This is a genomic window from Allobosea sp. LjRoot237, assembly GCF_964253285.1.
Classification (GTDB): Bacteria; Pseudomonadota; Alphaproteobacteria; order Rhizobiales; family Beijerinckiaceae; genus Allobosea.
The window spans coordinates 5,612,288-5,626,120 of sequence record NZ_CAXUQP020000001.1 but is presented as its reverse complement, the minus strand read 5'-3'; the positions used below and the strand labels follow the sequence as shown (position 1 = coordinate 5,626,120).

General features: G+C 66.6%; 15 protein-coding genes. 9 read left to right on the top strand and 6 right to left on the bottom strand.

Features of this window, described 5'->3' with window-relative positions:
• Positions 1-41: 41 nt before the first annotated feature.
• Positions 42-227, top strand: coding sequence for a Trm112 family protein (locus tag ACSQ24_RS27295; protein WP_436097978.1), 186 nt, complete (start codon positions 42-44; stop codon positions 225-227).
• A 142-nt stretch (positions 228-369) separates the two neighbouring features.
• On the opposite strand, the gene ACSQ24_RS27290 is transcribed toward ACSQ24_RS27295, so the two are convergent.
• Entirely contained in the window at positions 370-1,623 is a 1,254-nt protein-coding gene (locus ACSQ24_RS27290) for a ubiquinone biosynthesis hydroxylase (RefSeq protein WP_436097733.1), read from the bottom strand.
• A 117-nt stretch (positions 1,624-1,740) separates the two neighbouring features.
• Between ACSQ24_RS27290 and tesB the strand changes: the two genes are divergently transcribed.
• The 3 genes from tesB (at position 1,741) to ACSQ24_RS27275 (ending at position 4,687) form a co-directional block, all read left to right on the top strand.
• Positions 1,741-2,607 (top strand): acyl-CoA thioesterase II, encoded by an 867-nt coding sequence (gene tesB / locus ACSQ24_RS27285; RefSeq protein WP_436097732.1) that lies wholly within the window; start codon positions 1,741-1,743, stop codon positions 2,605-2,607.
• Positions 2,608-2,840: 233 nt separating this feature from the next.
• Positions 2,841-3,179, top strand: a complete 339-nt coding sequence (locus tag ACSQ24_RS27280) for a P-II family nitrogen regulator (RefSeq protein ID WP_057192020.1) — start codon at positions 2,841-2,843, stop codon at positions 3,177-3,179.
• 29 nt (positions 3,180-3,208) lie between these two features.
• A complete protein-coding gene (locus ACSQ24_RS27275; RefSeq protein WP_436097731.1) occupies positions 3,209-4,687 on the top strand; it encodes an ammonium transporter in 1,479 nt (492 codons plus the stop codon).
• Between the two features lie 82 nt (positions 4,688-4,769).
• Here ACSQ24_RS27275 and ACSQ24_RS27270 read toward each other — a convergent pair whose 3' ends face one another.
• Positions 4,770-5,570, bottom strand: a complete 801-nt coding sequence (locus tag ACSQ24_RS27270) for a class I SAM-dependent methyltransferase (protein WP_436097730.1) — start codon at positions 5,568-5,570, stop codon at positions 4,770-4,772.
• A 97-nt stretch (positions 5,571-5,667) separates the two neighbouring features.
• The gene (locus ACSQ24_RS27265; RefSeq protein ID WP_436097729.1) at positions 5,668-6,009 is read right to left on the bottom strand and encodes an antibiotic biosynthesis monooxygenase family protein; all 342 of its coding nucleotides are present in this window, start codon (positions 6,007-6,009) and stop codon (positions 5,668-5,670) included.
• 177 nt (positions 6,010-6,186) lie between these two features.
• On the opposite strand from ACSQ24_RS27265, the gene ACSQ24_RS27260 reads away from it, so the two are divergent.
• The 3 genes from ACSQ24_RS27260 (at position 6,187) to xth (ending at position 10,648) form a co-directional block, all read left to right on the top strand.
• Positions 6,187-8,760 (top strand): DNA translocase FtsK 4TM domain-containing protein, encoded by a 2,574-nt coding sequence (locus ACSQ24_RS27260; protein ID WP_436097728.1) that lies wholly within the window; start codon positions 6,187-6,189, stop codon positions 8,758-8,760.
• Between the two features lie 152 nt (positions 8,761-8,912).
• A complete protein-coding gene (locus tag ACSQ24_RS27255) occupies positions 8,913-9,758 on the top strand; it encodes an outer-membrane lipoprotein carrier protein LolA (protein WP_436097727.1) in 846 nt (281 codons plus the stop codon).
• A 74-nt stretch (positions 9,759-9,832) separates the two neighbouring features.
• Positions 9,833-10,648, top strand: coding sequence for an exodeoxyribonuclease III (xth, locus tag ACSQ24_RS27250; RefSeq protein WP_436097726.1), 816 nt, complete (start codon positions 9,833-9,835; stop codon positions 10,646-10,648).
• A gap of 6 nt (positions 10,649-10,654) precedes the next feature.
• On the opposite strand, the gene ACSQ24_RS27245 is transcribed toward xth, so the two are convergent.
• Together ACSQ24_RS27245 and ACSQ24_RS27240 are read right to left on the bottom strand one after the other, a co-directional pair.
• A complete protein-coding gene (locus ACSQ24_RS27245; RefSeq protein ID WP_436097725.1) occupies positions 10,655-11,119 on the bottom strand; it encodes a cyclic nucleotide-binding domain-containing protein in 465 nt (154 codons plus the stop codon).
• A 7-nt stretch (positions 11,120-11,126) separates the two neighbouring features.
• Positions 11,127-11,813, bottom strand: coding sequence for a response regulator transcription factor (locus ACSQ24_RS27240; RefSeq protein WP_436097724.1), 687 nt, complete (start codon positions 11,811-11,813; stop codon positions 11,127-11,129).
• Between the two features lie 195 nt (positions 11,814-12,008).
• Between ACSQ24_RS27240 and ACSQ24_RS27235 the strand changes: the two genes are divergently transcribed.
• A complete protein-coding gene (locus ACSQ24_RS27235; RefSeq protein ID WP_436097723.1) occupies positions 12,009-12,563 on the top strand; it encodes a L,D-transpeptidase family protein in 555 nt (184 codons plus the stop codon).
• Positions 12,564-12,693: 130 nt separating this feature from the next.
• Positions 12,694-13,071, top strand: a complete 378-nt coding sequence (locus tag ACSQ24_RS27230; RefSeq protein ID WP_436097722.1) for a VOC family protein — start codon at positions 12,694-12,696, stop codon at positions 13,069-13,071.
• A gap of 14 nt (positions 13,072-13,085) precedes the next feature.
• On the opposite strand, the gene ACSQ24_RS27225 is transcribed toward ACSQ24_RS27230, so the two are convergent.
• Entirely contained in the window at positions 13,086-13,757 is a 672-nt protein-coding gene (locus ACSQ24_RS27225; protein WP_436097721.1) for a YggS family pyridoxal phosphate-dependent enzyme, read from the bottom strand.
• Between the last annotated feature and the right edge of the window lie 76 nt (positions 13,758-13,833).

Here is a 13,833-nt window from a genome sequence, read left to right as displayed (position 1 = left end):
GAGAAGAGAGTTTGGCGATGAGCCCCGAAGACGAGAGTACGATGCCGGCTGCGACGCGAATCGATCCGAAGCTGCTGGAGATTCTCGTCTGCCCGGTCACCAAGGGCACGCTCGAATACGACGCCGCCCGTCAGGAGCTGATCAGCCGCGCCGCCAAGCTCGCCTATCCGATCCGCGACGGCATCCCGATCATGCTGCCGGAAGAGGCCCGGCAGCTGGAGGGATAACACTGGAAATTGCAGGTCCTACTTGGGCTGACTCAAGTAAGATTCGGGTATGCGCGGAGGCTTGCTGCGTGACCTGCTGAGAATAATCAGGTCCGACTCGGTATGGCCGGGTCTGATTCTGCGTCACGGCAACAAGGAGTGCCTACAGCATCTCGCCCTTGAGCAGGCGTGGCGTCGATCCCGCCAACCCGGCGGCCTCGCGGATGAAGAGGCGCTTCAGCCCCGGCATGCGCTCGACCAGGCCGAGCCCGAGATCGCGCGCCAACCGCAGCGGCGTCGAATCGTTCGAGAACAGCCGATTGAGCCCGTCGGTGACGACACCCATGGCGACCGTGTCGAAGCGCCGCGCCTTCTCATAGGCCTCGAGCACGTCCGCACCGCCGACGTCGAGGCCGAGCCGGGCGGCATCGACGATCGCCTCGGCCAGAGCCGCCACGTCCTTCAGCCCAAGATTGAGCCCCTGGCCGGCGATCGGATGGATGACATGAGCGGCATCGCCGAGCAGCGCCAGCCGCTCGCCGACGAAACGGCGTGCCACGCCGAAGGAGAGGGGATGGGCGCCCGGGCGGCTTTCCATGGTGATCTCGCCGAGTTCGAGGCCGAAACGGCGCTCGACTTCGAGCAGCAGGTCGCTTTCATCGAGCGCCAGCAGCGCCGCGACGTTCTCGCTTGCTTCCGTCCAGACGATCGAGGAGCGATGGCCGAGCTTGCCGCCATCGGCCAAAGGCAGGATCGCGAACGGGCCGGACGGCAGGAAGTGCTCGACCGCCCGCCCCTCATGCGGCCGCTCATGGCCGATGGTCGCGACGATCCCCGATTGCGGATAGGACCAGCCGACCCAGCCGATGCCGGCCTGCTCGCGGAGCTTGGAACGCGCCCCGTCCGCCGCGACCAGCAAGGCGCAATCGAGTCTCTCGCCGCCCGCGAAGCTCACCGCAGTCATATCGCCTTCGTCGGCTGCGCCCGAGCGGACGCCCTCGGCCCGCAGCTCGACGCCATTGGCGCGCGAGACCTGGAGTAGTGCCGCCATCAACGCGCCATTCTCGACCATATGGGCGAAGGGCTGACCAGGTTCGACCTCGCCGTCGAAGCTGAGAAAAACCGGCCGCACCAGATCCGGTGTGCGGCTGTCGGTGATCACCATCTCGGTCATCGGCGTCGCCGCCGTTTCCGCCAGGCGCCAGACGCCGAGCGCTTCCAGCATGTTGCGCGCTGCCGCCGCGACAGCATAGGCGCGGCTATCGGCTCGCGCCGGCCCGGCCAGCGCCGGATCGGCGACGATCACGCAAAAGCTCTCGCCCAGTGCCTGCTTCAGAGCGACCGCCAGCGTCAGCCCGGCGACGCCGCCGCCGGCGATGACGATGCGCTGGCTCGCATTTTCGGGGCTCTGCACCATGGCCTTCCTCGCATCGCACCGCTTGACGCGGCCGGATCGCTCGTTGCTGATGCAACCCTGCCGTCTTGCCTAGAGCCGGCCCGGGCCGCAAGCCCGCGCCGAGCCGGTTTCCTGCCGATGACCCGCACCACCGACACCCTGCTCTCGATCTTCGATCTCGAACCACTTGGACACAACCGGTTCCAGGGTCGCAGCCCCGACAATGGCTGGACCCGCGTCTTCGGCGGCCAGGTGATCGGCCAAGCGCTCTATGCCGCCTGCAAGACGGTCGAGGAGCGCCAGCCCCATTCGCTCCACGCTTATTTTCTCCTTCCGGGCGATCCGCAAATCCCGATCGTCTACGAGGTCGAGCGCCTGCGCGATGGCGGCTCGTTCACGACGCGGCGCGTGCTCGCACTGCAGAAAGGCGCCGCGATCTTCGCGATGTCGGCCTCCTTCCAGATCGCCGAGCCGGGCTACGATCACCAGATGCCGATGCCGGCAGTACCGATGCCGGAGGACCTGCCAGATCGCGACGGTATGGAGCGCGACGTGCTGCCGCACATGCCCGAGGCGGTGCGCGCCTATTACCGGCGCGAGCGACCGATCGAGATCCGCCCGGTCGAGATGAGCCGCTACGCCGCAGACGGATCGCGGGAGCCGAGATTCGACGTCTGGGTCAGGGCCTCGCAGAAATTGTCGGACGAGCCGGCGCTGCACCAGAGCGTGCTCGCCTATGCCTCCGACCTGATGCTGCTCGATTCCAGTCTGATCGCCCATGGCACCAGCGTCTTCGACCGGCGTATCCAGGCGGCGAGCCTCGATCACGCGCTCTGGTTCCACCGGCCCTTCCGCGCCGATGACTGGCTGCTCTATGCCCAGGACAGCCCCTCGGCTTCGGGCGCGCGCGGCTTTTCGCGTGGGCTGATCTTCGACCGGGAGGGGCATCTCGTCGCCTCGGTCGCGCAGGAAGGGCTGATCCGGCCTCGCCCCGACCGCGTTTGAGCAAAAGCCGCCTGCTTTCTAGGCATCTGCCTAATTATTAGCCAGTATAGCCCGCTGATGCCCGCCTGATCGTGGCGGAATCGCGGCATTGCCCGCTGACGCGCCACATCTCCCGGTTGGCACGCTGCTTGATAGGTCGACCACGACGCGCCTGGCTCCACAAGCGCGCAGAGGCGCAACGAGGTCGTCCGGACTGAAGGTTTGGCGGCGCAGAAAGCGGGGGTAACCCAGCCATGAAGATCGTGATGGCTATCATCAAGCCGTTCAAGCTGGAGGAGGTGCGCGACGGGCTCACCGCCATCGGCGTGCACGGGCTGACCGTGACCGAAGTGAAAGGCTATGGCCGCCAGAAGGGCCATACCGAAATCTACCGCGGCGCTGAATACGCCGTGAGCTTCCTGCCGAAGATCAAGATCGAGGTCGCCGTCACCGACGATCTCGTCGCCAAGGTGATCGAGGCCATCACCGCCGCCGCCCGCACCGGCCAGATCGGCGACGGCAAGATCTTCGTCTCGTCGATCGAGAAGGCCGTGCGCATCCGCACCGGCGAGACCGACGGCGACGCCCTCTGATCCCGACCTTCCGTCCAGGAGTTTCAACAATGAAGATCAAGACCCTTAACCGGGCTGGGCTGGTCGGGCTGGCGCTCGCCGCGATGGCCGGCGCCGCGCTGGCGCAGACCCCCGCCGCGCCACCTGCCCCCGTGCCCAACAAGGGCGACGTCGCCTTCATGATGAGCTCGACGATCCTCGTCCTGCTCATGACCGTGCCCGGCCTCGCTCTGTTCTATGGCGGCCTCGTCCGCAGCAAGAACATGCTCTCGGTGCTGACCCAGGTCTTCGCCATCGTCTGCATCGTCAGCCTGATGTGGATCATCTTCGGCTACTCGCTCGCCTTCACCAATGGCGGCGGCCTCAACGATTTCGTCGGCGGCTTCTCCAAGGCTTTCCTGCGCGGCGTCGACGGCAATTCGACCGTCGCGACCTTCTCCAACGGCGTCGTCATTCCGGAATATGTCTATATCGCCTTCCAGATGACCTTCGCCTGCATCACGCCGGCCCTCATCGTCGGCGCCTTCGCCGAGCGCATGAAGTTCTCGGCGCTGCTGCTCTTCATCGTGCTCTGGGTCACCTTCATCTACTTCCCGATGGCCCACATGGTCTGGTACTGGGGCGGGCCTGATGCGGTCGGCAATGCCGCCAAGGCGCTGGCCGAGGCCGGCGCGGACGGCAAGGTCGCGGCCCAGGCCGCGCTCGACGCGGTCAACGCCGATGCCGGCATGCTGTTCAAGTGGGGCGCGCTCGACTTCGCCGGCGGCACCGTCGTGCACATCAACGCCGGTATCGCGGGTCTGGTCGGCTGCATGCTGATCGGCAAGCGCATCGGCTTTGGCAAGGAGCTGATGGCTCCGCATTCGTTGACCATGACGCTGATCGGCGCCGCCTTGCTCTGGGTCGGCTGGTTCGGCTTCAATGCCGGCTCCAACCTCGAAGCCAATGGCACGGCCGGCCTTGCCATGATCAACACCTTCGTCGCCACGGCGGCGGCGGCCGTCGCCTGGCTGTTCGTCGAATGGGCGGTCAAGGGCAAGCCATCCATGCTCGGCATGGTCTCGGGCGCGGTCGCTGGCCTCGTCGCCGTCACCCCGGCCGCGGGCTTTGCCGGCCCGATGGGCTCGATCGTGCTCGGGCTGATCGCCGGCGCGGTCTGCTTCGTCTTCTGCTCGACCGTCAAGAACGCGCTCGGCTACGACGACTCGCTTGACGTCTTTGGTATCCACTGCATCGGCGGTATCATCGGCGCACTCGGCACCGGCATCCTGGTCAACCAGGCGCTCGGCGGCGCGGGCATCCCCGACTATGCGACCAAGCCGGGCGAGCTGGTCGCCGCGACCTACGAGTTCGGGACCGCCTTCATGGCCCAGCTCAAGGCGGTGCTGTTCACCCTGGTGTTCAGCGGCGTCGGCTCGGCAATCCTCTACAAGATCGTCGACGTGATCGTCGGCCTGCGCGTCCCGGCCGACCAGGAGCGCGAAGGCCTCGACATCGCCGAACACGGCGAGCGCGCCTATCACGACTGAGCGCCGGCTGGTCTCACGTGAAACATCGCCCCGGCGGGAAACCGCCGGGCTTTTCATTACCGCGGGAAAGCCCGCCGCCGGCTCAGTGAACGGTGCCCCGGCATGCCCAGGCGACATTCGCGAAAGACCGCGGACCGTCGGGCCGGCCGGCCTCGTAGGCGTCGCGCACGGCCGCATCGACGCGCGCGCGTTCTGCGGTATCGAGCGTAGCCACATATTTGCCGAGTGGCCCTTCGCCCGCAGCAATCGGCGCCCAGAAATCGTCGAAGTTCCAGTAGTCCATGCGTATCATCAGCTCGGTCTCTTCGACGTCCGCGAGCCCCTGCTCGACAAAGGCGCGCCTCATTTCGCCCGGTTGCGTCATCGGCTGGAAGCAGTAGCGGGCGCGCATCTGACGCCCGCCTTCGCTCAGCACCGAAACTGTATCGACCATCATGCGCATGCCCGGCATGCCGCCATAATGATCCCACACCGCCGCTGCGACCACGCCGCCCGGGCGCACGACGCGGACCATCTCGGCAATTGCCTTGCCGGTCTCGGGCACGAAATGGAGCACGAGCAGCGCCATGGCCCGGTCGAACAAGCCATTCTCGAACGGCAGGGCGCAGGCATCGGCCTGCCGAATGCTGATGCGCCGGTCGCTGTTGCGCCGAGTCGCTTCCGCGACGAAGACGGGGGAAAAGTCGATCGCGGCGATTTCGGCGGGCTTCGCGGATTCGGCCAGCGTGAAGGTTAGGCTGCCGGTGCCGCAACCGACATCGAGAACGCGCTCGCCATCGGCAACCCCGGCAAAGTCGATGAACAGGGACGCGAGCTTTTTGCTCCAGCGGCCCATGAGTTGCTCGTAGCCGGCCGCATCGTGGATGGTGAAGCTTGAGGCCATCGAACTCTCCTCGTGACAGGTCGGGAAAGTGGGCTCCGACAGCACGACAATAGGCCAACCGCGATGCTGGGAGAGCCGCTCGAACGGAGGATGTGGCTCACTCTTTGTCTGCAGTGCGGTCGAGCACGATCTCGAGCACCTGCACGCCCTCCGGCAATTCGATCAGGAATTCGGCATCGCGTTCGAGATGATGGATCCGGCGCGGATCGGGCCCGGCGAAGCGCGACATCGCCTCGACGCTCTCCCAATACGAGATCGTCACGAACTCGCTCTCGGTCTTCCGAGCCTCGCGGAACATCTGCGCACCGAGCGCCTTTTTGGCCAGCGGCCTGACGCCGACCTCAAGCAGGTAATCCGCATAGGCATCGGCCTTCTCCGGCACGGTCCGGCCGCGCCAGATCCGGGCAATCCGCGCAATTCTGTCATCGCCGTCGGCCATCTCGCCCTCCTCGCTATCGCTTGTCGAAGAATGCTTTGCTCGCGCCATCGTTCCCCAACCTCGCGACAGCACGCGTCGGCAGCGCAAGGTTAAGCGCGCCTTAACCGGACCTTCCTAACCTGCCGGTTCGATGGGGCGGTCTCAGCCGCCTTCCTCACGCCCGCAGACTACGGCCCGATGCGCACGATCCGACGCTCCTCATCGCTGATCGACCGCCTGCCCGATCCGGTGCGGGAGTTCCTGTCGCGCCGCGCCGCCGAGATCGGCGGCATGGCGATGCTCGCGCTGATGGTCGCCGTCGCGGTCGCCCTCGCCACCTGGTCGGTGGACGATCCCAGCCTCAACAACGCCACGCGCGGCACCGTGCGCAACCTGCTCGGCCGTCCCGGCGCGATGATTGCCGACCTCGCCATGCAGTTGCTCGGCCTCGGCGTAGTCGCGTTGCTGCTGCCGCCGCTGCTCTGGTCGCTCAGGCTGATCCGCTTCCATCTCTTTGATCGCAGCGCGCTCAAGCTCGTGCTCTGGGTCATCGGCATCGTCTCGACCGCCGCGGTGGCGAGCGCCCTGCCGGCGACGCCGCGCTGGCCGCTGCCGACCGGCATGGGCGGCGTGATCGGCGACGCGCTGCTGCATGGCACCCGCAATATCGTCGGGCTCTCCGGCACCGCGCTCGGCGGCCTCGTCGCCTTCGTCTTCGCCGGCATCGCCATCCTCTCGGTCACGGCCGCTGCCGGCTTCGGCCTCGTCACGGACGCCGATCCCGATCTCGACAACGACGATGATCCGGCCTGGGCCGATTCGGACGACCGCCGCGACGACGAGCCGGGCCTGTCGGTGATCCTGATCGGCTGGCTTGCCCATGGCGCCATGGCGCTGAAGGCCGCGATCATGCGCCGTCTGCCGCGGCCGCCACAGCCGGCCTCGGCGAGCGCCGGCTCGGTGCCGGCACCGGTGCAGACCGGCCGGGTCCGCCGCGAGCCCAACTTCGCCGGCGAACCAGAGCCTTACAGGTCACCTGTCGTCGTCCCGGAACTTGCGCGCGCAGCAGCTATCAGACCGGGAACGAGTGCCCGCCCGGCCTATGACGATGATGACGAGCCATTCGAGGCGCAGGATCTGCGCGACCTCAATGCGCCGCGCGTCACGCAGCCCGCGCGCGCCCCCAAGCCGGGCAAGCGTCTGACGCGCGAGGCCCAACCCTCGCTGCTCGAGCGCGACGGCTTCGAATTGCCTCCGCTGACCTATCTGGCCGAGCCAAAGAAATTGCCGGCGAGCACCGTCTCCACCGACGCGCTGGAACAGAATGCCACCTTGCTCGAAGGGGTGCTCGAGGATTTCGGCGTGCGCGGCGAGATCAGCCAGGTCCGCCCCGGCCCTGTTGTGACGCTGTACGAGCTTGAGCCTGCGCCTGGGACGAAGAGCTCGCGTGTGATCTCGCTTGCGGACGACATCGCGCGGTCGATGAGCGCGATCTCGGCGCGTGTCGCGGTGGTGCAGGGCAAGAACGCGATCGGCATCGAACTGCCCAACGCCAAGCGCGAGACCGTCTTCCTGCGCGAGTTGCTCGCCAGCCAGGATTTCGAGGGCACCAAGCACAAGCTGGCGCTCTGCCTCGGCAAGACCATCGGCGGCGAGCCGGTGATCGCCGATCTTGCCCGCATGCCGCATCTGCTCGTCGCCGGCACCACCGGCTCGGGCAAATCGGTCGCGATCAACACCATGATCCTGTCGATTCTCTACCGGCTGAAGCCGGAAGAGTGCCGGCTGATCATGGTCGATCCCAAGATGCTCGAGCTCTCGGTCTATGACGGCATCCCGCATCTGCTCACCCCGGTCGTCACCGACCCGAAGAAGGCGGTCGTCGCGCTGAAATGGGCGGTGCGCGAGATGGAGGAGCGCTACAAGAAGATGTCGAAGCTCGGTGTGCGCAACATCGACGGCTTCAATGTCCGGGTCGGCGAGGCGCTCGCGGCGGGCGAGGTCATCACCCGCACGGTCCAGACCGGCTTCGACAAGCATTCGGGCGAGGCGATCTACGAGGAGGAGGCGATGGACCTGTCGCCTCTGCCCTACATCGTCGTGATCGTCGACGAGATGGCCGACCTGATGATGGTCGCCGGCAAGGAGATCGAGGGCACGATCCAGCGCCTGGCCCAGATGGCGCGCGCGGCCGGCATCCATGTCGTGCTCGCCACCCAGCGCCCTTCCGTCGACGTGATCACCGGCACGATCAAGGCGAACTTCCCGACGCGGATCTCCTTCCAGGTCACCTCGAAGATCGACAGCCGCACGATCCTCGGCGAGATGGGCGCCGAGCAGCTGCTCGGCCAGGGCGACATGCTCTACATGGCCGGCGGCGGGCGGATCACCCGCGTGCACGGGCCGTTCGTCTCGGACGCCGAGGTCGAAAAGGTCGTGGCGCATCTGAAGACGCAAGGGCGGCCGGACTATCTCGACGCGGTCACCGCCGAGGACGAGGCCGGAACGGCTGAGGACGAGGACGGCGCGGTCTTCGACAAGAGCGCGATGGGCGCCGAGAGCGACGACCCCTATGAGCAGGCGGTGGCGGTCGTGCTGCGCGACAAGAAGGCCTCGACCTCCTATATCCAGCGCCGCCTGCAGATCGGCTACAACCGCGCCGCCTCGATCATGGAGCGGATGGAGAACGAGGGCATCGTCGGCCCGGCCAACCACGCCGGTAAACGCGAGATCCTCGTCGAAGCCGGAAGAGCACGCGAAGACGAGGACTGAGGGGCGGGCGCGGCCAAGTGACGCGAAACCGGTCCTGAAAATGCCATCAGCCCGGTGCAACCTCGCCGCCTACTGAAGCGTTGAACCCTTGCCTGCCAGCCTTGGCGGCACGATATTTCGCCAGAACGCTGCCAACCGGACATCCGAGCTCCATGACCAGTCTCTCGCCCATGTCAGCCTTCGCAGCCGCCGCCCTGGCGCTCGCGCTGGCCTCGGGCCAGGTCTTCGCCCAGCCGCTCGACATCAAGCCCAGCGGCCAGCCCGCTGTCGCCGCCCGCCCGGCTCAGCGCGCACTTCCCCTGCCGCCGGTCCGACCGCCGGGCCTCGGCCTGCCACGCGCCGAGGCTGCTGCACAGCCCGCCCGGACGACATCGGCACCGCCCCCCGCGCAGGAGCCTGTCGTCACCGCGAACAACGAGCCGCGCGCAACGCCGGCTGCCAAGCCGTTGAGGCCTAGCGCTCCCCTGTCGAAGGCTGAGGCCGTCGAGCGATTGAACGCCTATTTCAACGGCTTCTCGACACTGCAGGGCGACTTCATCCAGTTCGCCGCCGACGGCCGCCGCTTCGAGGGCAAGCTCTATATCCAGCGCCCGGGCAAGATGCGCTTCGAATACCGGCCGCCCGTGACGATGGAGGTCATCGCCGACGGGACTTCGGTGGCGATCCGCGATCGCAAGCTCGCCACCCAGGATCTCTACTCGATCGGCCAGACCCCGCTGAAGTTCCTGCTCAAAGAGCAGATGAATCTTGAGAAGGACAGCATCGTCACCGGCGTCAGCACCAAGGGCGACATCCTCTCGCTCAAGCTCGAGGACCGCTCGACCCTGGGCGGCACCTCGAAGATCACCCTGAACTTCGACCTTGCCGCCAACGCGCTGCGGCAATGGGTGGTGATCGACCCGCAGGGCTACGAGACTTCGGTCTCGGTCTACAATCTCGACACCCAGCGCCGGCCAGACCAGAAGAACTTCGTGATCAACTACGAGCGGGTGCTCTGAGCGGCGCAGCAGCGCTTGCTTTTCGGAGGCTGACGACCCAGTTTCCGGCTTCCCTTTCCGCCGGATTTCCCCGCGTGCAGCTCAGCGTCACCACCTGGAACATCAATTCGGTGCGCCTGCGCATCGGGATGGTCACCGACTTCCTGAAGGCCCACCAGCCCGATGTCCTCTGCCTGCAGGAGACCAAGACGCCGGACGAGCAGTTCCCGGCGAAGGCCTTCACCGAGGTCGGTTATGTCCACCAGGCCTTCATCGGCAACAAGGGCTACAACGGCGTCGCCATCGTCTCGAAGCTGCCCTTCTCCGAGACCGAAGCGATGGCGATGTGCGAGCGCAACGACGCCCGACATATGACCATCGTGCTCGATCAGGGCGCCGGCGCGGCTGCCGGCATCGCCATCCATAATTTCTACATCCCGGCCGGCGGCGACATCGCCGATCCCGAGGCCAATCCGAAATTCGCCCACAAGCTGCAATTCCTCGATGCCATCGGCGCCTGGGGCATCGCCCGCAATCCGGCCGGGCGGCCGAGCATCCTGGTCGGCGATCTCAATATCGCGCCCTACGAGCACGATGTCTGGAGTCACAAGCAGCTGCTCGACGTCGTCAGCCACACCCCGATCGAGACCTCGGCGCTGGAGAAGCTGCGCAGCGAGCTCGGCTGGACCGATGCCGCCCGCACGCTCAGGCCCGAGCCCGAAAAACTCTACAGCTGGTGGAGCTATCGCGCCGCCGACTGGCAGGCCTCGAATCGCGGCCGCCGTCTCGACCATATCTGGCTTTCGGACGGACTGAAGCCGACGCTGCGCGACCTCTCCTTCCTGAGCGAGGCCCGCGGCTGGGAGCGCCCCTCTGATCACGTTCCGGTGACGGTCCAGCTGGAACTCTGATCGCCGTCAGCGCAGGTCGATCGCCCTGAGTGCCGCCCCGACCGAGGCAAGCTCGCTGTTGAAATCATGCAGGCGCTCAGCGACTGCAGCGGCGATCGCCTGCGCAGAATCGGGTGATTCGCCGAGGACGCGGCGCATCACGCTGCGCGCCAGGCGCATCACCTGGGTCGGCTCGCGTGCGATCGCCGTCACCGGACGCTCCAGCGCCGTGAACAGTGCGAGCTCGCCGATCAGCGTACCCGGCCCGACAACCTCGTCTGCCGGCCGGCCGTCATCCTCGCGCTTCAGCGCCACCGTCCCGGATACGACGAGAAAAGCCCCGTCCGAGCCTTCGCCGCGCCGGAACAGCACGTCGCCGGCGCGCAGGGTCCGGGTCTCGGCGGCGAAGGCGACGAGGCGCAGCGCATCGCGATCCATCAGGCCCAGCAGCGGCTGACGGGCCAGCAGGGTGATGTCGTCGTTGAGCGACATCCGGCGCTTAAGGGTTCAGCCGGTAGCCACCGGCATCGGTGACGAGCAGCCGTGCATTGGCGGGATCCGGCTCGATCTTCTGGCGCAGGCGGTAGATATGGGTCTCGAGCGTGTGCGTCGTGACCTGCGAATTATAACCCCAGACCTCCTGCAGCAAGGTCTCGCGCGCGATCGGCTTGCGGCCGGCGCGGTAGAGGAAGCGCAGGATCGCCGTTTCCTTCTCGGTGAGCTTGGTTTTCGAACCCTTGGCGCTGACCAGGAGCTTGGACCCCGGATGGAAGGTGTAGGGGCCGACCTGGAAGATCGCGTCCTCGCTCGCCTCGTACTGCCGAAGATGCGCGCGGATACGCGCCAGCAGCACGGCGAACTTGAACGGCTTCACCACATAATCATTGGCGCCGGCCTCGAGCCCGAGCACGGTGTCGGCGTCCGAGCTCTGCCCGGTCAGCATCACCACCGGCCCCTTGAAGCCGTTCTTGCGCATCAGCTTCACCGCCTCGCGGCCATCCATGTCGGGCAGGCCGACATCCATGACCACGAGGTCGATACGCTCGGCCTGGACAGCCTTGAGGCTCGCCGTCGCGGTCGGCGCCGACGATACCTTGAATTCGTCGTAGAGCGCGAGCTGCTCGGCGAGCGCATCGCGCAGCGTCTGGTCGTCATCGACCAGCAGGATATGGTGGGTAGCCGACATGGAGCGATTCAGCCCGTTTGCGTTGGCGCGACATTAGAGCATGTTCGGGAGAAGTGGGAGCCACCTTTACGGGCGGGCTCATGCTCCAACATATTGAGTTCAGCGCAGATTCTGACGGTCCGGCTGGCGCCGGTCAAACCGAAAGCGCGCTGGATGGCGCTAAACAGACGGCAGATCACGCAAGATGGATGTCCTGTGAAGAAACGTGATGATGGCGCCGCAGCCGGCGGGCGGCTGACCCGGCTCGTGGTGGTGCGCTCGGTGCGCGATCGCCGCCAGGGCTTCCTGATCGCCGGTTCCGCGGCCTTTCCCTGCGCCCTCGGCCGCTCCGGCATCGTCGTCACCAAGCGCGAAGGCGATGGCGGCACGCCGCGGGCCAAGCTGCCGCTACGCCGGGTCTTCTACCGCGCCGACAGGCTGCCACGGCCATCGAGCCTCTTGCCGGTCCGCGCAATCACGCCGCGCGACGCCTGGTGCGACGATCAGAACGACCGGCGCTACAATCGCCTGATCGACCGCCCACCCGGCGAGGCCGAGGAGCGGCTCGCCCGCGCCGACAACCTCTACGACGTCATCGTCGAGCTCGGCTGGAACGATGCGCCCGTCCAGCGCGGCCGCGGCAGCGCAATTTTCTGGCATCTCGCCCGATCGGGCTTCACGCCGACTGCCGGCTGCGTCGCCGTGACCGGCGACATCTTCGGCAAGATTCTGCCGCGGCTGGCGCGGCGCTGCGCCATCGTGGTGCGCTAGCCGCTTGCAAGCTGGCGCGGACCGAGGATACTAGTTTCGAGCACCGTCTCGCCGATCGATTTTCAGGAGCGCTGGACTGCGCGGGCACCGTCCCGCTCAGGAAAGCCAGCTCCCAGCAAGAGACTGTGCCATGACTGATTCAATCCCGACCGGGATCGGCTTCGGCCGCGTCGCCGCGATGTTCCCCGTCAAGGATATGGAGCGCGCCTGCGCCTTCTATGTCGGCGTGCTCGGCTTCACCAAGACCTTCGAGAACGGCCAGCCGGTCGGCTTCATGATACTCAAGAAGGGCAGGGCCGAGATTCACCTGACCCTGCAGCAGGACCACAAGGCCGCGCCCTTCAACATTGCCCATATCATGGTCGATGATGTCGACGCCTTTCATGAGCTCTGCCGCGGTCACGGGCTACGCATCGTTAAGGGTTTGCGCGACCAGGATTACGGCTTGCGCGCTTTCGTCTTCGAGGATCCCGACGGCAATCGCATCGACGTCGGCCAGCCAATCTAGGCGACCGACATCTGTCAGCCGCGCGCGCCAAAAATCGCGCTGCCCACCCTGACATGGGTGGAGCCGAGCTGGATCGCTGCCTCGTAGTCGGCGCTCATACCCATCGACAGAATCGCCAGATCGTTGCGCTTGGCGATCTTGGCGAGCAGAGCGAAATGCGGCGAAGGCTGATCCTCGGCCGGGGGAATGCACATCAGCCCCGCGATCATCAGCCCGTAGCGGCTCCGGCACAGCTCGAGGAAAGCGTCGACCTCGCCGGGCAGCACGCCGCCCTTTTGCGGCTCGGCGCCGGTGTTGACCTGCACGATCAGCTGCGGCGCCTTGCCGGCGCGCTCGATCTCGCGGGCAAGCTCCTTGGCAAGGCTTTCGCGGTCGAGCGAGTGGATCACATCGAAGAGCGCGACAGCCTCGCGCGCCTTGTTCGACTGCAACGGCCCGATCATGTGCAGCCTGGCCTGCGGGAAGCGCTCACGCAGCGCCGGCCACTTGGCCGTGGCCTCCTGCACGTAATTCTCACCGAAATCGATCTGCCCGGCTTCCAGCGGCGGCACGATCACCTCCGCTGGCTTGGTCTTGGAGACCGCGACAAGCGTCACTGCCTCGGGCTCGCGGCCGAAATCGCGCGCGGCGCGGGCGATCGCCGCCCGCGTCTCCTGCAGCCTTGCCGCAACATCCTGCATCGCCATCGCCTTTCGTCCGCCACGCACGGCGCCCAAGCCGTTCTGAACGTTGACCGGGCGCGTTGCTTCGTGTCCTAGTCCG

Coding starts and splice junctions, on each gene's coding strand:
- ACSQ24_RS27295 (WP_436097978.1), top strand. CDS start 42: ATGCCGGCTGCGACGCGAATCGATCCGAAGCTGCTGGAGATTCTCGTC.
- ACSQ24_RS27290 (WP_436097733.1), bottom strand. CDS start 1,623: ATGGTGCAGAGCCCCGAAAATGCGAGCCAGCGCATCGTCATCGCCGGC.
- tesB (WP_436097732.1), top strand. CDS start 1,741: ATGACCCGCACCACCGACACCCTGCTCTCGATCTTCGATCTCGAACCA.
- ACSQ24_RS27280 (WP_057192020.1), top strand. CDS start 2,841: ATGAAGATCGTGATGGCTATCATCAAGCCGTTCAAGCTGGAGGAGGTG.
- ACSQ24_RS27275 (WP_436097731.1), top strand. CDS start 3,209: ATGAAGATCAAGACCCTTAACCGGGCTGGGCTGGTCGGGCTGGCGCTC.
- ACSQ24_RS27270 (WP_436097730.1), bottom strand. CDS start 5,570: ATGGCCTCAAGCTTCACCATCCACGATGCGGCCGGCTACGAGCAACTC.
- ACSQ24_RS27265 (WP_436097729.1), bottom strand. CDS start 6,009: ATGGCCGACGGCGATGACAGAATTGCGCGGATTGCCCGGATCTGGCGC.
- ACSQ24_RS27260 (WP_436097728.1), top strand. CDS start 6,187: ATGCGCACGATCCGACGCTCCTCATCGCTGATCGACCGCCTGCCCGAT.
- ACSQ24_RS27255 (WP_436097727.1), top strand. CDS start 8,913: ATGACCAGTCTCTCGCCCATGTCAGCCTTCGCAGCCGCCGCCCTGGCG.
- ACSQ24_RS27245 (WP_436097725.1), bottom strand. CDS start 11,119: ATGTCGCTCAACGACGACATCACCCTGCTGGCCCGTCAGCCGCTGCTG.
- ACSQ24_RS27240 (WP_436097724.1), bottom strand. CDS start 11,813: ATGTCGGCTACCCACCATATCCTGCTGGTCGATGACGACCAGACGCTG.
- ACSQ24_RS27230 (WP_436097722.1), top strand. CDS start 12,694: ATGACTGATTCAATCCCGACCGGGATCGGCTTCGGCCGCGTCGCCGCG.
- ACSQ24_RS27225 (WP_436097721.1), bottom strand. CDS start 13,757: ATGGCGATGCAGGATGTTGCGGCAAGGCTGCAGGAGACGCGGGCGGCG.